General features: G+C 58.5%; 22 protein-coding genes and 1 tRNA gene. 9 read left to right on the forward strand and 14 right to left on the reverse strand.

All coding sequences use genetic code 11. The features are described from left to right. Positions 1 to 633, reverse strand: a complete 633-nt coding sequence (locus tag ACVWXE_RS05975) for a DUF3318 domain-containing protein (protein ID WP_011432111.1) — start codon at positions 631 to 633, stop codon at positions 1 to 3. Positions 634 to 647: 14 nt separating this feature from the next. Then, positions 648 to 1367, reverse strand: coding sequence for a pyridoxine 5'-phosphate synthase (locus tag ACVWXE_RS05980; RefSeq protein WP_414383724.1), 720 nt, complete (start codon positions 1365 to 1367; stop codon positions 648 to 650). Between the two features lie 168 nt (positions 1368 to 1535). Between ACVWXE_RS05980 and ACVWXE_RS05985 the strand changes: the two genes are divergently transcribed. Next, positions 1536 to 2582: an ATPase, T2SS/T4P/T4SS family gene (locus ACVWXE_RS05985; protein ID WP_457440814.1), complete on the forward strand. Its 1047-nt coding sequence runs from the start codon at positions 1536 to 1538 to the stop codon at positions 2580 to 2582. A 31-nt stretch (positions 2583 to 2613) separates the two neighbouring features. On the opposite strand, the gene ACVWXE_RS05990 is transcribed toward ACVWXE_RS05985, so the two are convergent. Further along, a complete protein-coding gene (locus tag ACVWXE_RS05990) occupies positions 2614 to 2949 on the reverse strand; it encodes a hypothetical protein (RefSeq protein WP_457489830.1) in 336 nt (111 codons plus the stop codon). A gap of 161 nt (positions 2950 to 3110) precedes the next feature. On the opposite strand from ACVWXE_RS05990, the gene lepB reads away from it, so the two are divergent. Then, positions 3111 to 3797 carry a signal peptidase I gene (lepB, locus tag ACVWXE_RS05995; protein WP_041436160.1) on the forward strand — a complete coding sequence of 229 codons (687 nt, stop codon included), beginning with the start codon at positions 3111 to 3113 and terminating at the stop codon, positions 3795 to 3797. Positions 3798 to 3825: 28 nt separating this feature from the next. On the opposite strand, the gene sds is transcribed toward lepB, so the two are convergent. Further along, a complete protein-coding gene (gene sds / locus ACVWXE_RS06000; RefSeq protein ID WP_041436149.1) occupies positions 3826 to 4797 on the reverse strand; it encodes a solanesyl diphosphate synthase in 972 nt (323 codons plus the stop codon). 114 nt (positions 4798 to 4911) lie between these two features. On the opposite strand from sds, the gene ACVWXE_RS06005 reads away from it, so the two are divergent. Next, positions 4912 to 5307 (forward strand): metal-sensing transcriptional repressor, encoded by a 396-nt coding sequence (locus tag ACVWXE_RS06005; RefSeq protein WP_414341707.1) that lies wholly within the window; start codon positions 4912 to 4914, stop codon positions 5305 to 5307. A gap of 122 nt (positions 5308 to 5429) precedes the next feature. On the opposite strand, the gene ACVWXE_RS06010 is transcribed toward ACVWXE_RS06005, so the two are convergent. Continuing rightward, positions 5430 to 5876 (reverse strand): TerB family tellurite resistance protein, encoded by a 447-nt coding sequence (locus ACVWXE_RS06010; RefSeq protein WP_414388933.1) that lies wholly within the window; start codon positions 5874 to 5876, stop codon positions 5430 to 5432. Between the two features lie 262 nt (positions 5877 to 6138). Here ACVWXE_RS06010 and rpsP point away from each other — a divergent pair, with 262 nt between their 5' ends. The 5 genes from rpsP to cysQ all read left to right on the forward strand — a co-directional run bounded on the left by rpsP (position 6139) and on the right by cysQ (position 9689). After that, a complete protein-coding gene (gene rpsP, locus ACVWXE_RS06015; RefSeq protein ID WP_011432103.1) occupies positions 6139 to 6618 on the forward strand; it encodes a 30S ribosomal protein S16 in 480 nt (159 codons plus the stop codon). Positions 6619 to 6670: 52 nt separating this feature from the next. After that, positions 6671 to 6946 carry a KH domain-containing protein gene (locus tag ACVWXE_RS06020; RefSeq protein WP_457489831.1) on the forward strand — a complete coding sequence of 92 codons (276 nt, stop codon included), beginning with the start codon at positions 6671 to 6673 and terminating at the stop codon, positions 6944 to 6946. Beyond that, the gene (locus ACVWXE_RS06025; RefSeq protein ID WP_457489832.1) at positions 6943 to 8046 is read left to right on the forward strand and encodes a Get3/ArsA fold putative tail anchor-mediating ATPase NosAFP; all 1104 of its coding nucleotides are present in this window, start codon (positions 6943 to 6945) and stop codon (positions 8044 to 8046) included. Before ACVWXE_RS06020 ends, ACVWXE_RS06025 begins: the two co-directional genes overlap by 4 nt. A 61-nt stretch (positions 8047 to 8107) precedes the next feature. Further along, positions 8108 to 8869 carry an imidazole glycerol phosphate synthase subunit HisF gene (gene hisF / locus ACVWXE_RS06030; protein ID WP_414523082.1) on the forward strand — a complete coding sequence of 254 codons (762 nt, stop codon included), beginning with the start codon at positions 8108 to 8110 and terminating at the stop codon, positions 8867 to 8869. A 16-nt stretch (positions 8870 to 8885) separates the two neighbouring features. Continuing rightward, positions 8886 to 9689 (forward strand): 3'(2'),5'-bisphosphate nucleotidase CysQ, encoded by an 804-nt coding sequence (gene cysQ / locus ACVWXE_RS06035; protein ID WP_457489833.1) that lies wholly within the window; start codon positions 8886 to 8888, stop codon positions 9687 to 9689. Between the two features lie 12 nt (positions 9690 to 9701). On the opposite strand, the gene ACVWXE_RS06040 is transcribed toward cysQ, so the two are convergent. Then, complete coding sequence (locus tag ACVWXE_RS06040; RefSeq protein WP_011432098.1) at positions 9702 to 10166, reverse strand: pentapeptide repeat-containing protein; 465 nt, start codon at positions 10164 to 10166, stop codon at positions 9702 to 9704. Positions 10167 to 10415: 249 nt separating this feature from the next. Then, complete coding sequence (locus ACVWXE_RS06045; protein WP_011432097.1) at positions 10416 to 11183, reverse strand: PspA/IM30 family protein; 768 nt, start codon at positions 11181 to 11183, stop codon at positions 10416 to 10418. Positions 11184 to 11663: 480 nt separating this feature from the next. Here ACVWXE_RS06045 and ACVWXE_RS06050 point away from each other — a divergent pair, with 480 nt between their 5' ends. After that, positions 11664 to 12605, forward strand: a complete 942-nt coding sequence (locus tag ACVWXE_RS06050; protein WP_414330145.1) for a phosphoribulokinase — start codon at positions 11664 to 11666, stop codon at positions 12603 to 12605. A 110-nt stretch (positions 12606 to 12715) separates the two neighbouring features. On the opposite strand, the gene ACVWXE_RS06055 is transcribed toward ACVWXE_RS06050, so the two are convergent. From ACVWXE_RS06055 to tsaB, 7 genes are all read right to left on the reverse strand, one after another. Next, positions 12716 to 12787: transfer RNA gene (locus ACVWXE_RS06055), tRNA-Val, on the reverse strand. Between the two features lie 115 nt (positions 12788 to 12902). Then, positions 12903 to 13217, reverse strand: a complete 315-nt coding sequence (locus ACVWXE_RS06060) for an antibiotic biosynthesis monooxygenase family protein (RefSeq protein ID WP_011432095.1) — start codon at positions 13215 to 13217, stop codon at positions 12903 to 12905. A gap of 3 nt (positions 13218 to 13220) precedes the next feature. After that, entirely contained in the window at positions 13221 to 13967 is a 747-nt protein-coding gene (locus ACVWXE_RS06065; RefSeq protein ID WP_011432094.1) for a phosphoadenylyl-sulfate reductase, read from the reverse strand. Positions 13968 to 14043: 76 nt separating this feature from the next. Further along, positions 14044 to 14973: a metallophosphoesterase family protein gene (locus ACVWXE_RS06070; protein ID WP_011432093.1), complete on the reverse strand. Its 930-nt coding sequence runs from the start codon at positions 14971 to 14973 to the stop codon at positions 14044 to 14046. 385 nt (positions 14974 to 15358) lie between these two features. Next, entirely contained in the window at positions 15359 to 15832 is a 474-nt protein-coding gene (gene accB, locus ACVWXE_RS06075) for an acetyl-CoA carboxylase biotin carboxyl carrier protein (protein ID WP_011432092.1), read from the reverse strand. A 69-nt stretch (positions 15833 to 15901) separates the two neighbouring features. Beyond that, the gene (gene efp, locus ACVWXE_RS06080; RefSeq protein WP_457489834.1) at positions 15902 to 16459 is read right to left on the reverse strand and encodes an elongation factor P; all 558 of its coding nucleotides are present in this window, start codon (positions 16457 to 16459) and stop codon (positions 15902 to 15904) included. 66 nt (positions 16460 to 16525) lie between these two features. Beyond that, the gene (tsaB, locus tag ACVWXE_RS06085; RefSeq protein WP_457489835.1) at positions 16526 to 17203 is read right to left on the reverse strand and encodes a tRNA (adenosine(37)-N6)-threonylcarbamoyltransferase complex dimerization subunit type 1 TsaB; all 678 of its coding nucleotides are present in this window, start codon (positions 17201 to 17203) and stop codon (positions 16526 to 16528) included. Between the last annotated feature and the right edge of the window lie 150 nt (positions 17204 to 17353).

Raw genomic sequence — 17353 nt, forward strand, 5'->3', positions numbered from 1 at the left:
TTAGCTCAACACAATGTCTTCCGCCGGACGCTGGGCCAGCCGCTTGAGGTTTTGGTAGCGCAACATGTCCAGCAGATCATTGCCCGAGCGCCCCTCCAGACGGGCCTCCACATGCAGCGCCTGCCCTAGGGCCTCCACCGCCTGCAGCCGCGGGATCCCGCGCAACACCAGGCGATCCACCGCATAGGCGTCGGCAGCCAACAGACGACGGTCATTGGTTTGGTCGCGGCGCAACTGCCAGAGGGCCAAGCCACTCAAACCACCCGAAACGGTTGCTCCCACGGGATCCTGTTGTACGGCCTCGAAGATCAAGCTCAACCCCCCCAGAGCTGCTATGGCCAGGTAAAAGTCGATCTGCCGCGACACCGCCCGACTGTAGTAGCCCACCTTGTGCAGGAACAGCCCCGCCCGCTGCAGGGGGGTAAATTGCCGCCACTCGTAGGGCTTGATGAACAGTCGCATCTGCCGTTCCCAGGGCATTTGCCGACGGCCTTTGATCACCACCGTTTGCCGTTCCGAGGCGGGCAAGATCTTCACACTCTCCCGCATACTGGCTGGCAGCAGATCCAACAGGCGCTCAATCTCCGCCTGATCCAGAACGTAGTTTTCGTAGCCGTAGTATTCCGAGTTCATGCCGGGCCTGCTCCTCAGCTTAGTCCCATCGCCTGACGCATCTCTCGCACCGCCCGATCCAGCCCCACCAGCACCGCTCGACTGATAATGCTGTGGCCGATGTTCAGCTCCTCCATGCCAGGGATCCGCGCCACTGGGCCGACATTCCAGTAGGTAAGACCATGTCCCGCATTCACCCGCAAGCCCAGTTGAAGGGCCTGTTGGCTGGCCTTTTCCAGGTGGTCAAGTTCCACCTGCCGCTGAGCTGCGGATGAGGCTTCTGCATAGCGCCCCGTGTGGAGCTCCACCCAGCGGGCTCCCACTTGGGCAGCAGCGGCAATTTGGGTCGGATCTGGGTCGATAAACAAGCTGACGGGAATGCCGGATCCCTGCAGTTGGCCGACCACATCCCTGAGGCGCGACACCTGCCCCGCCACATCCAACCCACCTTCGGTGGTGATTTCCTCCCGCCGCTCAGGAACCAAAGTGACGTAGTCAGGCTTAATCTCCAGGGCAATCGCCACCATCTCCTCGGTGGCTGCCATCTCCAGGTTGAGGTGGGTGCGCACAGTTTGCCGCAACAGCCGCACATCCCGATCTTGAATGTGACGGCGATCCTCGCGCAAGTGCACCGTAATGCCATCTGCCCCCGCCAGCTCGGCAATCACCGCTGCCGCTACCGGATCTGGCTCCACCGTGCGGCGTGCCTGTCGAAGGGTGGCAATGTGGTCGATGTTAACTCCAAGACTTAACAAGGCTTTACTGCTTTGGGTGTAGAGGAGAATACCCCTAGTATTACATTATTCAATTTACGCCGGTCAGATGAGCCAGGATGCCATGGGCCTCAGGCCGCGAGGGTGTAGGCTTTACTCTATGATCGAGTAGCGACGTCTCGCCTGTGCGGGATCCACTCCGGGCTTGCCATGACTGATCCAGATGCCTCTCTGGCGGTGGGACAACACTCCATTGTTGACCGGGCGCGGGTGCCGGCTCTAATTGCCCAGTACTTGCCGGTGGAGATCTGCATTTACTACCAAGTTGTTCCCTTGGCCCTGGATACCGACAGCCTTATCTTGGGCATGGTGGATCCCCAGGATTTGGCGGCGCTGGACTATGTGAGCAAAATGCTGGCCTATTCCCAGATTTCCGTCCAGCCAATCCCTCTCACCGCTCAGCAGCAGCAGGATTTAATTGCCTACTACTTCAGCCATCCCCCCGACCCGGCAGAGGTGGAGCGGCTGCGCCTCCAGGCCCAAGCCAACCGGGTGACTCGGGAGGTTCCTGCTCCTGCGGCGGGGCCCCCCACGCAGTTGAGGCCAACCCAGCCTCCGTCCGTCCCCGCCGACGAATCAGAAGAGACAGTGCAGCAGTTGCTCAACTCGATGCTGCGGCGGGCTTTGGATGAGAAAGCCGAGCAAATTTTCGTGGAGCCTCAAGAGGGGCCTTCTTGTCGAGTGCGCTACCGCCAGCAGGGGATTTTGCGGGATCTGTTCAAAGATCTCTCCGAGTCCATACGAGCGAAGTTGATCACCGCCATGAAGCGGATGATGGCGCTGGATCCGGAGTTGATCGGGGAGCCGCAGCAGGCAGAGGTGGAGCGGATGTACCGGGGGGAGCCACTGGTGTTGCAGTTGCGCATCATACCGCAGCGCTCCAAAAGTGGCCAGACTGCCGCCTCTAGAGAAGGGGCCATCTTGAGCATCCTGCGAGGGGAAGCTCTCCAGAAATATCAACAAGGCCAGAATAACCTCCGCGTCTCTGAGACCCTAGCTTTGGCCCAACAGACCTATCAACTGCTGCAACAATTGCAAAGTGCTCTCAGCAACACAGTTGACAAGCTTAAGCAGTACCCCAGTCCGCCGCGGAGCGACTGGCCCCTGATGACGGAGGTGTTGGCAGCTATTCAAGCCCAAGCCCAGATGATCGCCATCCACCAGCAGGACTGGGAAAAACTCAATTCCGGCAGTTGACCCCCCAAAACCAGCCCCGAGCAACATCCCTTCAACGGGATCCCTCCCGCAGCAGCACCAAAATCACTCCGGCAATGATGCTGATGGTGGCACCGGCAATCAGGCTGGTGGCTAGACGTTCCAGCCGTTCCCCGATGGTTTGTGAGGTGTCGAACTTAAAAGTGAGCTTTTCGACATCACCTGAGAGCTTTTCGACATCGCCCGAGAGCTTTTCAATCCGCTCCGAGAGTTTTTCGCTATCCCCTGAGAGCCGATCGATCCGCCTCAAAACTTCCTCTTGTTGTTGGGTGAGACGAGCTATTGCTTGGCTATTGGCCTCGACCAGGCGCTCGACTCGCTCTAGGCGCTCTTCTGTTGAAATCGTCATAGGGGCTAACAGTCGCGAGTACGGTACACCAGAATACCCATCCTATGCTATTGCCGGCTATTCGTCTCTCCGGCAGGGGTTGAACGGGAGGGCATCCCATTCTGCTGCCCTGGATTGGGTGCGGTAATCTTGAGATCGTGAAGTCTTGTTCGTTAGCTTCCATGCCGTCAAAAGATCCAACTCCTCTGCCCAAGCCCCAGTCGCCATCAGGGGAAACCCCTGCCAGCTCGGGATCCCGCAGCTGGTGGCAGGCGCAACGGGAAAACCTTCTGACGGTGGTGCTGGCTCTGTTGCTGGCCTTCGGCATTCGCACCTTTGTGGCAGAGGCGCGTTGGATCCCCTCCGATTCGATGCTGCCCACTCTGGAAGAAGGGGATCGGCTGGTGGTGGAAAAGGTCAGCTACCGCTTTGGTTCGCCCAGACGAGGCGATATTATTGTTTTCAACCCTCCCGCCAAACTGAACTTCGACGGGGCCTACATCAAGCGGGTGATCGGCCTGCCGGGAGATCGCATTCGCATCGCCAACGGTGAGGTCATCATCAACGGGATCCCGCTGCGGGAAGACTACATCTATGCCCCCCCCGACTATTCTTGCCCTGGCGAGCGCTGTCCTGGAGTTCCCAATCAGGGATCCGAATTCGTGGTTCCTCCCCGCTCCTATTTTGTGATGGGGGATAACCGCAACGACAGCCAAGACTCCCATGTGTGGGGTTTCTTGCCGGAAGAAAACATCATCGGCAACACCATTTTTCGCTTTTGGCCCCCAAATCGCCTACACTTTTTCGCCCCGCCAGAATATCCTGAGCTTCTTCCAGAGGCCCAAGTGTTGGGCAACACAGCCCGGTAGAAAGCCAGCTTGACCCTGTCGGGACTGCTCAGTGCAGCCGCTCCAGCACATAGTCCACCATCTGAAACAAAGCACGACGCGCCGCAGAGTCCGGCAGGCTATACAGCGCTTCGGCAGCCCGCTGGGCGTAGTCGCGGGCCAACTGACGAGAGCGTGGGATCCCTTCGCTTTGATACACCCACTCCAGGGCCTGCTTCAGGTCTTGCGGGTTGGACAGCTCCCTGAGAATGAGCTCTCGCATCTGGGGAAATTCCTCTAGGGCAAACAGAACGGGTGCAGTGAGGTTGCCCTGGATGAGGTCGGATCCCACAGGCTTGCCAAGCGTCTCTGCCGAAGCGGTGAAATCCAGCAGATCGTCGACAATCTGAAAAGCAATGCCCAGATCCCGCCCAAAATCGAACAGGCGATCCGCCACTTCCTCGCTAACCCCGCTCAGCAGGCCAGCAGCCTTGGAACTGCCGGACATGAGGGAGGCCGTTTTGTAGAAGCTCTTGGCCAGGTAGTCTTCCATCGACACATCCGGGTCGAAGCGGGTGAGGCTCTGGCGCACCTCTCCCTCCGGCAAATCCATGATTACTTTGGAAAGGAGCTTCACTACCTCCAGGTTGTCCAGATTGGCCAAGTACCAAGCAGCTTGGCCGAAGAGGTAATCCCCCGCCAGCACGGCTATCCGATTGTCGAAGAGGGTATTCACCGTATCGATGCCCCGTCGCACGTCGGCAGCGTCGATGACATCGTCGTGAACCAAGCTGGCCGTGTGGATCATCTCAGTAATCTCTGCCAAGCGCCAATGCCGTGGGGTAATCTCTCCATCTGGGGTGGTGGCACGGGCAATGAGGAGCACGATGGCTGGCCGGATCCCTTTCCCTCCCGCCGAAAACAGATGTTCGGCAGCCATGGCCAGGATGGGGTGCTTGGCACTCACCAACCGCGTTAGGTTCTGGCGTAAACGCTCCAGATCCGCTTCTACAGGGCCAAAGGGGGAGAGCACAGAGGTCATGGAGCCAAAGTATGAGAGGTTTTACAAAATTTCACATCTTTTTCTATTGTAGAGTACCCCATCGTTCCCGGGGAAAACCAGGCAGTATCATGCAAGCAGTCTTTTGCCCTTCTCATGTCGGATCCCGTCCCCCCACTTCGATCTCATTCCGTTCCACCGCTCCCTTCAGAACCCGATTGGGAGGAGGAGTGGGAGCTGGCGCTGGAAAAGCCGCCGCTGTCTGGGCGGGCCCAGCCTCACCATCATGATCCCCAGTCTCGGCGCAAGTTGACCAACCGCTTGGCTCGCATCGAAGGGCATGTGCGTGGGATCCGCTCCATGATCGAGCAGGATCAGCCCTGTCCAGATGTGCTGCTGCAAATTGCCGCCGTCAAGGGAGCGCTGGATCGGGTGGCGCGGCTGATTTTGGACGATCACATTCGCCACTGCATCCGCCATGCCATCGAGACCGGCAATATCGAAGTGGAGCTGGAGGAGTTGCAGCGGGCTCTGGATCGCTTTATCGGCTAAGTCTCGATGGCCAGATTTAACTTGATGAAAGTCTCCCCCTGCTTGGCTCAGGGGAACGCCAAACTGGGCTGTCAATATCTGCAGCGGGGGCTGGCCGTTGTGATGCTATCTAGTACCCCAGGTCATTCAGAAGGTTGGGGGGAGGGCTGGGCATAGCGCTCCAGCAGGGATGCGCTTTTCAGTTGCCACTGCAGTCCCATGAAGGCCCAGTCGATAAACTCGTTGATCTCCTCAGCGCTGAACTGCATGGCTTTGCCGATCTCGAAAATTAGCTCCTCTTCTTTTTCCACCAGCTGGCTATTCACCACCGCCATTGCTGCCAAATCCCGCAGGATCAAGGCCCCTGCCGCATTGCGCATGGGCGGGATCCCGCTGATATCCAAAGGTGCACCTGCTTCATCGGCCAGATAGGTTTGGGCCAGTGGCGCTTCGATGCCTACCCCTTCTGCGATTTGCATGAAGAAAGAGGTTTCTTCTTCGTCCAACTGGCCATCTACTCGGGCCACCGCGATCAGGGCCTTGAGGTAGAGCTGGCGCTGCTCGTCTGTCAAATCGGCGTAGTTGATCATGGGAGTTGCTGCTGAGTGTAGGGTTTTCTCTTCAACTCTGCCATGAAGGTTGCCTTCCAAACCGGGGTCGGACATTTTCCAGTCAAGTTCCAGTCAAGCAGAAAATCGCTTAAAATAAAAAGCCTGTGTCTACCGGCCAAACGCCAAAGGCTCGGAGCGAGGCTCTGGAGCTTCAGCAGGCTTGGCGGGTCTAGGCGAACTCTTTTTTGGATTTTTTGGATCTTTACAGCTTGCGGAGCGTCCCCCAAGGAGTGGATACCCCATGGTCAAATTGCGGCTCAAGCGCTACGGAAAAAAGCGGCAACCCAGCTATCGCATCATCGCCATTGAAAGTAAAAGCCGCCGTGAAGCCCGTCCGCTAGAGGAACTGGGTTACTATAACCCGCGCACCAAGGAGACGGTTTTGCAAACGGCAGGCTTGCTGAAGTGGTTGCGTTGTGGCGCTCAGCCCACAGAGACCGTGGACAGTCTCCTCAAAAAGGCCGGCATCTACGAGATGTTGAAAGCAGGGGAAGGCGGAGTGGTTGCCTCGATTCGCATCCCGGCCATGGCCAAGCCTGAAGCTGGGATCCCTGAGGCGGCAGAAGAGGCCCCTGCAACAGAATCCGTGGCCGAGGCTGAGGTCGCCGATGTTCCCGAGTCTGAATTGAGCGAAGCTGCCACTGAGACAGCAGCGGCAGAATTAAGTCCTCCGGAAGCTGAAGTTGAAAAGCCTCAGGTTGAGGAAGCGGTTGAGGCCTAGGGTCGGCTAAGCTTGGCTTGGCCAGTTGTTCCCTCCTGTCGTCTAGCTCTCTATGCCAGACTACAAGGCTCTCGTCCATCTTTTGATCGAACCGCTGCTCAGCAGCGCCTCTCTTCAAATGGATGTGGAAACCACCTGTGGCGGGCGAAAGGTATGGCTGCGGCTGGCCTTTGACCCGAAGGATCGGGGGCGGGTATTCGGGCGGGGCGGGCGCACCCTGCAAGCGATTCGACAGGTGATGATGGCCGCAGCTCAGTTGGCAGGTCAATCTCTGTACATCGATATCTACGGAGAGGCGGGAGAGCGGAATCGGGAGGAGCGGGAATGAGCCAAATTCTCACCTTTCTGGGCAAGGGGGGCACAGGTCGGAGCACCTTGGCCGTGGCGGCAGCTCGGGCCGCAGCCCAGCAGGGGCGGCGGGTGCTGTTGGTGGGCCATCAGGCGGGGCCGGGGCTGGAAATGCTTTTGGGCGGGATCCCGCTTTCCGGCGAGCCGGTGACCATTGCTGCCAACTTGAGCGTGGTGCAGTTGCGGACAACCCAGCTGCTGGAGCAGTTCTGGACGGCGGCCAAAGAGCTGGAAGCCCGATACGTGCGCACCCCCTTTTTCCGGGAGATCTACGGCCAGGAATTGGGGGTGTTGCCGGGTATGGATCAGGCCCTGGCCCTGGAAGCTCTGCGCCGTTACGATGCCAGCGGCCAATACGACTGCATTCTCTACGATGGGCCAGGGGATCTGACCACCTTGCGGGCCTTTGGGATCCCGGAGGTGGCCAGTTGGTACTGGCGGCGAGCCTCCCAAGCTTTTTTGGGATCCGACTTGGCCAAAACCCTGCGACCCTTTGCCGAGCCCTTGTTGCGTTCGGTAAGCACCGTGGAATTTTCCTCCCTGGAGGATCTGCCAGAGCGGTTGGGGGGCATGACCAACCTTTTGGAGCAGGGACGACAGGCTATTGCCAATCCGCGCCGCGTGTTGGCCCACCTGGTGACCACCCCTGACCCGATGGCCGTGCAAACCGCCCGTTACCTTTGGGGGAGTGCTCAGATGGTGGGGCTGACGGTGGGTAGCCTCTGGGTTACCCCTCTGGCTCCGGGAGAGGTCTCGGCCGCCGATTTTTTCCCGCTGACACTACGAACACTCCCCCTGCGTCAGGGATCCGATTGGTCGGCTTTGGAAGCAGCGGTGGGGGGGATGTTCGCTGTGCCGGATGTGCCGCCGCCCGTGGCCATCGACGAGGGAGCCCGTACAGTCAAGCTGTTTATTCCCGGCTTCAGCAAGGCCCAAATCGAGCTGAGCCAGTCGGGCCCGGAGCTGACCATTACCGCCGGGGATCAGCGGCGCAATTTGTTCCTGCCCCCCAGCTTGGCAGGTCGGCAGGTGACTGGGGCCAAGTTTCAAGAACCCTTCCTGGTCATCAGCTTCGGCTAAAACGATCCCCAGTTGTTCCCCTCTGTTCGCGTTAGCGGTATGGAGTCCTTGGGAGAGAGCGATGTTGGCCAAACGGATCATTCCCTGTCTGGATGTGGCGGCAGGGCGGGTGGTGAAAGGGATCCAGTTTGTGCAATTGCGGGATGCCGGGGATCCGGTAGAGCTGGCCCAGGCTTACGATCAGGCAGGAGCCGATGAGCTGGTCTTTTTGGACATCACCGCCACCCACGAAGAGCGGGAGATCTTGCTGGAGGTGGTGCGGCGCACCGCAGAGCAGGTGTTCATTCCCCTCACGGTGGGAGGGGGGATCCGCGATCTGGAGGGGATCCGACAACTGCTGCGGGCCGGGGCGGACAAGGTCAGCCTCAACTCGGCAGCGGTTCGGGATCCTGATCTCGTGGCTCAGGCCAGCCGCTGGTTTGGATCCCAGTGCATTGTGGTAGCCATTGATGCTCGCGCCAAGCCGCAGGGAGGGGGATGGGAGGTATACGTGCGCGGGGGGCGGCAGCCGACGGGCCTGGACGCGGTGGAGTGGGCCAAAAGCGTGGCCGAGCGGGGGGCAGGGGAGATTTTGCTCACCAGCATGGACGCCGACGGTACCCAGGCCGGCTATGACCTGGAGCTAACCCGGCGGGTGGCCGAGGCGGTGTCGGTGCCGGTGATTGCCTCAGGAGGAGCAGGGGAGTGTGCTCATATCCGCCAAGCTCTGCAGGAGGGAGGGGCGGAAGCGGCTCTATTGGCCTCGCTGCTCCACTATGGCCGGCTGACGATTGCGCAGATCAAAGCCGACTTGGCCGCCCATGCCATTCCGGTGCGTTTCTAGCTTGGGGAGGGATCCTATGCAAGCTCAGGATCTGGCCGCTCTCTTGCCCAAGGTAAGTCGGCTGGCGGAGGCGGCAGGACAGGCTATTTTGCCCATCTACAGACAGGAGCAGCTTCAGGTAAGGGCCAAGGCGGATGCCTCTCCCCTTACAGAGGCGGATCTGGCCTCCCACCACCTGATCCTGCAAGGCTTGCAAGACCTGACCCCAGGGATCCCGGTGCTCTCGGAAGAATCGGGCGGGATCCCTTACCCAGAGCGGCAACAGTGGGAGCGGTTTTGGCTGGTGGATCCCTTGGATGGCACCCGAGAGTTTATCGGGCGCAACGGCCAGTTTACGGTGAACATTGCTCTCATCGAGGAAGGGATCCCCATCTTGGGAGCTGTCCACGCCCCAGCTCTCGGCCTCACCTACAAAGCTGCCCAAAAGCTGGGGGCCTACAAAGGCGATGAGCGCATCTGGGCCCGCCCGCCCGCCCAGGCCCCTTGGCAGGTGGTGGCCAGCCGTTCCCACAGCAACCCGGAGACGGAGCAGTTCCTCGAGCGGCTGCGGCAGCGCTGTGGCTCTCTGGAAGTGAAGTCTGTGGGCAGTGCCCTAAAGCTTTGCCTTGTGGCCGAAGGATCTGCCCATTTCTACCCTCGCTTCGGCCCCACCATGGAGTGGGATACTGCCGCTGCCCAGTGCATTGTGGAGCAGGCGGGGGGAAGGGTTACCGATCTGGCAGGGGATCCCTTGCGCTACAACAAGCCCGACCTGCACAACCCGCCCTTTGTAGCGGCTGCCGAAGGCATGGCCCAACTGTGGCAGAACCTGATCCCCTGAGCGAAGCCCCGGCTACATGCCCATCTCTGTGGGGTTAAAGCCATCCGGGAACTTGGTGTACTCGTCGTAAAGGGCACCGCGGAAATGGGTGTTGGTGATGATGGCTCCGCGCAGATCGGCCCCAATCCGCAGATCGGCTCGGTTCAGCTCGGCTTCGCTGAGGTCGGCCCTGAGCAATTTGGCCCGGTAGAGGTTGGCCCCCCGCAAATCTGCCTTCACCAACTTAGCCCCAATCAGGTTCACCCGTCGCAGCTTGGCTCCGCGCAGGTCGGCTCCCGAGAGATCTGCTCCCGACAAATCCGCCTCGCGCAAATCTGCCCCACTCAAGTCGGCATCCCGTAGGATAATGCCCTTCAAATTCGCGCCACTCAACTGCGCTCCACTCAGGTTGGAGCCCGAAAAATCCCGTTGGCCAGACGCATAAGCCTGCAACAGTTGCTTGGCATCCAAGAGAGGCTTGATACTTGCTGTTGTCATCGCTGTTTGTTCTCTCACAAAACCGTAGGCAAACTAACCTCAGCCCTGCCGGAAGCAGGCTGTGACCCTTTCGCAGGTTGATTACCCTCTGGGGATCCCTGCCACTCGAGGTGGAACGCTTTACTGACAGACTTTGCCCTGCTGGTCGGCAGAAGGGCTGTCAGAGTTCTTGTTGGTTAGCTTACCACCCCCCGGCCCAAACTCAGCCCGGCAAGCCTTGAGAGTCGGAGGAGAGCGACATTCCGCCTGTTAGAGCTGGTCAATCTCCTTGCGCAAATTTTCCAACTCCAGATCGACCTCGCTCTCACTTGCGGTGGAAGGTTGGCCTGAGGACTTTGACCCTCCAGAGGGCAACTGACCCTGGATCGACGCCTTGAGCATCAGCAGCTCGTGATCTACATCCGAGCCACCCGCCTCCAAAGCGGCAAACTGGTTTTCCAAATTGTCTACCGCCAGCTCGGCTACTGCCGCCGACTGGGCCTCCAGGGAGTTCACCTTCTCCTCCATACGCTCAAAAGCAGCAAAGGCGCTTGTGGCGTCCACCCGCCCGATAACCTGATTGATTTGCTGGGAAGCCTTGGCGGCGCGGGCGCGAGCGATGAGCATGTCCTTTTTGGTCTTGGCCTCAGCGATCTTGCTCTCCAGCTTGGTCATGTTGGACTTCAGGATCTCCACCTGCTTAGTCTGCTCATCCAACTGCCGCTTCAGGCTTTGGGCAGTCTCGGCAAAGGTTTTCTTGCGCACCAGCGCTTCTCGAGCCAAAGCTTCGTTGTTGTTGCGCAGGGCCAACTCGGCGCGTCTTTGCCACTCATCAACACTCTGCTGTGCTTGCTCATACTGCCGCTCTATCCGCTTCTGGGCAGCAATGGCCTGGGCAACCGCTTGCCGCATCTGGTAGTGATCCTCAGACATGTCCTGAATGGTCTGGTTCAGGATTTTCTCCGGATCCTCGGCGCTGCTGACCAGCGCATTGATATTGGATCTAATGATTCGGCTGACCCGATCGAACAATCCCATCGGTTGCTTCCCCCTCTAGCGGTCTGACCTAATGCTACCCTTGCTGCTCTGATGCCTTCCAGTGCTCCTACTCCAGTATAGGGATCCAGGGCAATTTGCGAGTTGCCTGTGGATGAGTTCAACATGTTTGCCGGTGCAACCGGGTTCCTAGCCAATGGAGTGAGAGCGCTCTGGCTTTACGTCGGGGTGCTGTGGGCATTCAATCTTTAAGTCTTGCGGTAGGGATTTCTGGAGTTGGGTGCGGATCCCTGTCAGGCAAAGGGCATACCTACCCCGGCTTGGAGTGGGTATGGCTGGAAAGAACTGTAACATTCGCTTGCCCCAATACCCTCCAGAGCCGATAATGCTTGCTTAACTTCGTTTGCTGACCGACAATCCCTGTTCTCTGATCGGGGCCATCCGCAGGTCGAAACGAAGTTGAGTTTGGCCGGTGTTGTTGGGAGTTCTCTGCCCCAGGTTCACGATTCAGGAGAGGGATCCGTGGCTCAGCGCCCGATTATTCTGGGTATTGTTGGCGATAGTGCTGCTGGGAAGACCACCCTTACCCGCGGCATTGCCCAAGTCTTGGGGGAAGAAAACGTTACTGTCATTTGCACCGACGACTACCACCGCTACGACCGCAAACAACGCGCTGAACTGGGGATTACAGCCCTTCATCCCGACTGCAACTACCTGGATATCGTTCAGCAGCACCTGACGCTCCTGCGCACCGGCCAGCCGATCCTAAAGCCCGTCTATAACCACAGCACCGGCACCTTTGACCCGCCAGAGTACGTCAAGCCCAACAAATACGTGATTGTCGAAGGGCTGCTGGGCTACTTTACCCGTGGTATGCGGGATAGCTACGATGTCAAGGTTTATTTGGCTCCCCCAGAACATTTACGAGCCCTTTGGAAGATTAAGCGGGACACCCGCAAGCGCGGATATACCGAAGAGCAAGTGCGAGAAGAGCTCAAAAAGCGCGAACCCGACTCAGAGGCTTTTATTCGTCCACAGCGCCAATGGGCCGATGTAGTGGTCACCTTTTACCCGCCCCAAGAGGGATCCGACCAAGACGAGGTATTGCTGAATGCACGCTTGGTGCTGCGCCCCACCATTCCTCACCCAGATTTTTGGCAAATCCTCAATGCCCGCGACAATCACCTTAGCTCTGCCATTCGTTTGGATTTGGATCGGGATATGGGCAAGCCCGTCGATGTTTTGCAGATTGATGCCCATGCTACGGCCAGCCAAGTGATTGAATTGGAGCGGATGCTCTGCAACGAAATCCCTTACCTGGGCAAGTTCTGTAGCTTAGAGGGAAACCCCAACATCGGCCAGTTGATCGGCACCACCGGCGAGCTGCTCCAGAGCTATCCCCTGGCTTTGACTCAATTGCTGATCACCTACCACATGCTAAAAGCGGCCAACATCTACCAATAGAGTCCGTGGCGGCGAGGGATCCCCAGTTTCGCAAGACCTGCAGGGTAAGGCTCGGCCCAGCACGGTAACCCGCTCCCAGAGCAGAGTCTTGTGAGCTTCTGTCAAGGACATGGGCTGTGCTGGAATTGAACCAGCGGCTCCCACCGTGTCAAGGTGGTACTCTACCACTGAGTTAACAGCCCCTACGAGCGATGCCGCTGTGCATCTGCCTGAAGGCCGGAAATAAATAATATCACATCTTAACCTGTCCCATTGGGGTCAACCTAGGTGGAGAGTGGACAGGTGCCCTATTTCAAATCAAAAAGGGGATCCCGTCAGCAACTGGTAGTGCAGAACCTGGGGTGGCCGAGCAAAGTAGGGTTCGATGAGGGCACGCCAGCGGACAAAGTTTTCCGATTGGCGAAAGTTGACCAGATGGGCCTCTAGGGATCCCCACTGAACGAGCAGTAGGTATTGCTGAGGGTGCTCCAGACAGCGCTGCAGTTGGTGCCCTTGGTAGCCGTCGGTCTGCTGCAAATAGATGAAAGCTTGAGCGATGGCGGCTTCAAAGGCGGCTTCAGAGCCGGGGGTAATTTCAAACTGAGCCACCTCAAGGATGGAGGAAGCAGTCATGGGTTAGGTATGCAGGCCGCATTCGGTTTTGCTTGTGCCCTTCCAGCGTCCAGAGCGGGGATCCGCCCCTGGCTCAACAGGCGCAGTGCAGTGGAGGCAGCCGATACTGGGGTAGTGGCGATCGTGCAGGGGGTTGTAAGGGATCCCGTGGTCAAGGATGTATTTCCAAACTTGGCCATTTGTCCAGTCAGCCAGCGGGTTGAGTTTGAGGCGGTTGCGCTTGCCGTCCCACTGCACCTTGCCGATATCGGCGCGGGTGGGGGATTGTTCCCGACGCATCCCTGTAATCCAAGTGGTGCAACCGGCCAGAGCACGATTCAAGGGCTCCACCTTGCGGATGTTGCAGCAGAGGTCGGGGTTAGAGCGATACAGTTCTGGCCCGTATTGAGCTGCCTGCTCTTCCGGGGTAAGCAAGGGCTTGAAGATCTGCAGTTGCAAGTGGGGGTAGCGCGCCAACACCTGCTCCCGCAGTTGTAGGGTTTCCGGGAAGTGAAAATCGGTGTCCAGAAAAAAAGCGCGAACACGGGGGTTAATCGCCGTGAGCAGATCGATCAGCACTAGGTCTTCCGGGCCAAAGCTACAGGCCAGCACCAGCCCATCTCCAAATTCTTCAACCGCCCAGGTGAGCAGGTCGCTTGCCGACAAAGGCTCAAACCGTTCGCTCAGGGACGCCACTTGAGGTTGATACTGCTCCCGCAGCGCTTGAGCCGCCAGCTCCCAGCGGCTAGAAGGAGAAAGGCTTGCTGTCATAGGGGGAAGACACCGAACTCGACGATTTTTGCTTTTTTTAATCTACACTAATTCGGTCAAGCTTTAGGGGTTTTGATTACCAGGCGGCAGCGGGCAGAGGGAGAGAGCGGGATCCCTTGGCCCGGAGAGGGATTTGTCCCCAGCGATCCCGTCGGATCCCCATCACCAAGCCGTGCCAGAGGGGGCTGGGATCCAATGCCGGCAACTTAACCCAGTGGTAGCGCAACACCCCTCGCCGTGGGTTCACCTCCAGCTCAAACACCCGCAGAGCCGAAACCGGCCCCACCAGAGGAGGTGCTGTCAGGTAGGGGATCCCATCGCGGACATACACCTTCGGCACATGCAGGTGGCCACTCAGCACCGCCACCACCCGTCCGTGACGGGCCAAGAGAGCGTGTAGCGCCGAGGCTGGTTCGCTGAGGAGCCGGTACTTGCGAAACAAAACCGCGTCCATTTGAGTGGGAGCAATGAAGGGCGGCTGATGGATCAGCAGGATCAGCCATTCTTCCGGCACCGTTTGCAGATGTTCGCCCAGCCAGTGCAGTTGGGAGGGGCGGAGCACGCCCTGAGGCAAAGGGAAGCGTCCCAGGCTGGCGTCGAGGGCAATCAAGCGGATCCCGGGCAGAGGGGAAAGGCTGTAATCGACGTAACCAGTGGGAGCCAGGGATAGGGGAAATTGGCTTTGGCACCAACGGATAAACTGATCTCGGTTAAAGCGTCCCTTTCTCCTCAGGGTGTCGATATCGTGGTTGCCCAGGCTGAGGTAATAGGGCACCCGCAGTTGGGCAACAATCTCCTGGAAAGATTGAAAGCTCTCCGGATCCGCTTGATCCACCAAATCCCCGGTAAACACCACGAAGTGCAGATCGGGCACCTGGTTGAGATGGGCAACGGCGGCTTCCAACTGGCGGCGGGGGGAATCGGACATCCACCAACAGCGGCACCCCGTCTCGGGCATCAGGTGGACATCTGAGACTTGAGCAAAGCAAATGCGTTGGGTTGCCATTGTTTAGGTACTTATTCACACCTCACGCCCGCATCATAGTCAATGATGGGCTGGGGGGCTATGGGCTTCTCTTAACCTCAGCTGGGAGCCATCGGCAACTGGGGCACAGGTAGGGCTGTGAAAGGGGCGCGCAGACTGGTCAAATTGGTCTGAGAGGGTTTCCCAGGCTGTCACCCCCAACTTCTCTCCCAGCAGGAGAGATTGAATGGATTGATGAGTAGTAAAGCGGTCTGTATCCTTTGCTCCATCCCATACTTCCCGGCTCTGGAAAACTGACGGATACAGTGCTTCAACACCGACCACATCCCCTCAATCCGATTCAACTCTGGTGTATACACAGGCAAGGGAGATTGGGTCGCCAAAATCCGGTTTACCCCCTTGCCCATCAAGCCGTGGGATCCAACCGCATCAACACCTGCCCAAACTCCACCGATTGCCCATTGCTCACCAAAATCTCGGTCACCACGCCTGCCGCTTCGGCCTCGATCTCGTTCATCAGCTTCATGGCCTCGATGATGCACAGGGTTTGGCCCTTGTTCACCCGTTGGCCAACCCGCACAAAGTCAGGTTCACCTGGAGCTGGGGCGCTGTAGAAAGTGCCCACCATTGGTGACGTCACGTCTATCCAATGGCTGGGGGTGGATTTGGGAGCAGTGGGAGGAGGGGGCGCTTCTGCAGGAGCAGGAGGAGGCGCAGAGGAGACAATAACCGGACTGGCGGGGGTGGAGGAGAGCTCAGTCGGGATCCCTTTGCGCAAGGTGAGGCGAAAATCTTTGAACTCCAGAGTTAGCTCGGTAACATCGCTCTCTTGCAGAGCGGCCAGGAGAAGACGAATTTCCTGCCAATTGACAACATCCAAGGGAAGGTTCACTCCTGATGCATCACCTGTCCACAACAGAAATCCATAACCGAAAAGGAGAGGGAGAACTCACTCCCGGCCCAGATAGGTGTCGGTGCGGGTATCGACCCGAATCCGTTCTCCAACCTTGATGAACAAAGGCACCTGGATCTCGGCACCGGTCTCCAGCTTGGCCGGCTTGGTTCCCCCAGTGGCGGTATCTCCCTTCACCCCTGGATCTGTTTCCACCACTTCCAGAACAACGGTGTTGGGCAGCTCCACATCGATCACCTGCCCATTCCAGCGCAAGATTGACACTTGCATGTTTTCTTTCAGATATTTCACGGCGGAGCCAATTTGGGCGGCGGTAATTGGAGCCTGCTCATAGGTCTCCATGTCCATAAACACCAAGTTGTTCCCTTCCGCGTAGAGATACTGCATCTCGACTTTTTCGATGGTGGCTGCGGGCAGGGTTTCACCGGCGCGGAAGGTTTTCTCCACAACGTTGCCAGTCTGCATGTTTTTGAGCTTAGTGCGCACAAAGGCTGCCCCCTTGCCGGGTTTCACATGCTGGAACTCGATCACCTTGTAGGGAGCTCCGTCAATTTCTACAGAGACGCCAGGGCGCAAATCGTTGCTTGAGATCATGTCAGCAGAGGGATCCGTTGCTTAGACTTCCCAATCTTACCGTGACGATGGGGCACTCCGTTCGCGCTAGGGAGACGGAGTCCGATTCAGCCCTCTGAGATCAATCGGGGGCTGGCGACCGTAGAGGGGCAACACCTCCTGCCACTGAGGGCGCAACCCAGCCCGAAAATCGGCGCGGGCCAATTCTGCCAACGCCACCACAGGTGCAGGATCCACAAAATCGGCGGCATTCACGGATAGAGCTTGCGGCCACTGTCGGAGAGTTGCCTGCCAAGCCTCTTCCTCCCAGAGCCGATCGGCCACTTCTGCAGCGACACCCTCTTCTGTCACCCGATACACGCCGCCATACCGCTCTTCTCGTTTGGCGTCCATCTGCACCGCCACCGTCAAGGGCTGTGCCGGGGATCCCTGCTCCTGCCACACCTGGCGGGCGAGGACGGCCAAAGCCGAGTAGCCAAACACGGGAATGCCCAGTTGCTGGCCCAGCAGACGGGCCACGCTCACCCCCAAACGGCTGCCCGTAAAGCTGCCCGGCCCCAAAGCTACAGCGATCCCAGCTATCTGCGACCAAGCTTGACCGGCCAAGAAGACTTTCAAGCAGGGGTGCAACTGCGCTGCCATCTCCCGATCCAGCCACCAGCTCTGACTGCGGGTTTCTCCCAACCCTGGCTCCAACGGCAGCAGGGCCAGGCCCAAAACGGGCGTGGTGGTGTGGATCCCTAAAATCCAGCGGACAAGCGACATGGCCTCTCTCAGGATCAAAAAAGGTGGTTGACGAAACTTAACGGATGTTTTAAGTTTAGGTTGTCAATCTTCGCGCTTCCTTAGGGAAGTTTGTCCTCATGACTACTGTTATCCAACGTCGCTCAACCAGCAACGTGTGGGAGCAGTTCT

It is taken from the genome of Thermostichus sp. MS-CIW-41, assembly GCF_054058915.1.

Bases quoted from the DNA above. Each gene is read 5' to 3' on its own strand.
- efp (WP_457489834.1), bottom strand. From the start codon at position 16,459: ATGATCTCAAGCAACGATTTGCGCCCTGGCGTCTCTGTAGAAATTGAC.
- rpsP (WP_011432103.1), top strand. From the start codon at position 6,139: ATGGTCAAATTGCGGCTCAAGCGCTACGGAAAAAAGCGGCAACCCAGC.
- ACVWXE_RS06005 (WP_414341707.1), top strand. From the start codon at position 4,912: ATGTCGGATCCCGTCCCCCCACTTCGATCTCATTCCGTTCCACCGCTC.
- ACVWXE_RS06045 (WP_011432097.1), bottom strand. From the start codon at position 11,183: ATGGGATTGTTCGATCGGGTCAGCCGAATCATTAGATCCAATATCAAT.
- lepB (WP_041436160.1), top strand. From the start codon at position 3,111: ATGCCGTCAAAAGATCCAACTCCTCTGCCCAAGCCCCAGTCGCCATCA.
- ACVWXE_RS05975 (WP_011432111.1), bottom strand. From the start codon at position 633: ATGAACTCGGAATACTACGGCTACGAAAACTACGTTCTGGATCAGGCG.
- ACVWXE_RS06065 (WP_011432094.1), bottom strand. From the start codon at position 13,967: ATGACAGCAAGCCTTTCTCCTTCTAGCCGCTGGGAGCTGGCGGCTCAA.
- ACVWXE_RS06040 (WP_011432098.1), bottom strand. From the start codon at position 10,166: ATGACAACAGCAAGTATCAAGCCTCTCTTGGATGCCAAGCAACTGTTG.
- ACVWXE_RS06010 (WP_414388933.1), bottom strand. From the start codon at position 5,876: ATGATCAACTACGCCGATTTGACAGACGAGCAGCGCCAGCTCTACCTC.
- ACVWXE_RS06060 (WP_011432095.1), bottom strand. From the start codon at position 13,217: ATGACTGCTTCCTCCATCCTTGAGGTGGCTCAGTTTGAAATTACCCCC.
- sds (WP_041436149.1), bottom strand. From the start codon at position 4,797: ATGACCTCTGTGCTCTCCCCCTTTGGCCCTGTAGAAGCGGATCTGGAG.
- ACVWXE_RS05985 (WP_457440814.1), top strand. From the start codon at position 1,536: ATGACTGATCCAGATGCCTCTCTGGCGGTGGGACAACACTCCATTGTT.
- ACVWXE_RS05990 (WP_457489830.1), bottom strand. From the start codon at position 2,949: ATGACGATTTCAACAGAAGAGCGCCTAGAGCGAGTCGAGCGCCTGGTC.
- hisF (WP_414523082.1), top strand. From the start codon at position 8,108: ATGTTGGCCAAACGGATCATTCCCTGTCTGGATGTGGCGGCAGGGCGG.
- tsaB (WP_457489835.1), bottom strand. From the start codon at position 17,203: ATGTCGCTTGTCCGCTGGATTTTAGGGATCCACACCACCACGCCCGTT.
- cysQ (WP_457489833.1), top strand. From the start codon at position 8,886: ATGCAAGCTCAGGATCTGGCCGCTCTCTTGCCCAAGGTAAGTCGGCTG.
- ACVWXE_RS06070 (WP_011432093.1), bottom strand. From the start codon at position 14,973: ATGGCAACCCAACGCATTTGCTTTGCTCAAGTCTCAGATGTCCACCTG.
- ACVWXE_RS06025 (WP_457489832.1), top strand. From the start codon at position 6,943: ATGAGCCAAATTCTCACCTTTCTGGGCAAGGGGGGCACAGGTCGGAGC.
- ACVWXE_RS06020 (WP_457489831.1), top strand. From the start codon at position 6,671: ATGCCAGACTACAAGGCTCTCGTCCATCTTTTGATCGAACCGCTGCTC.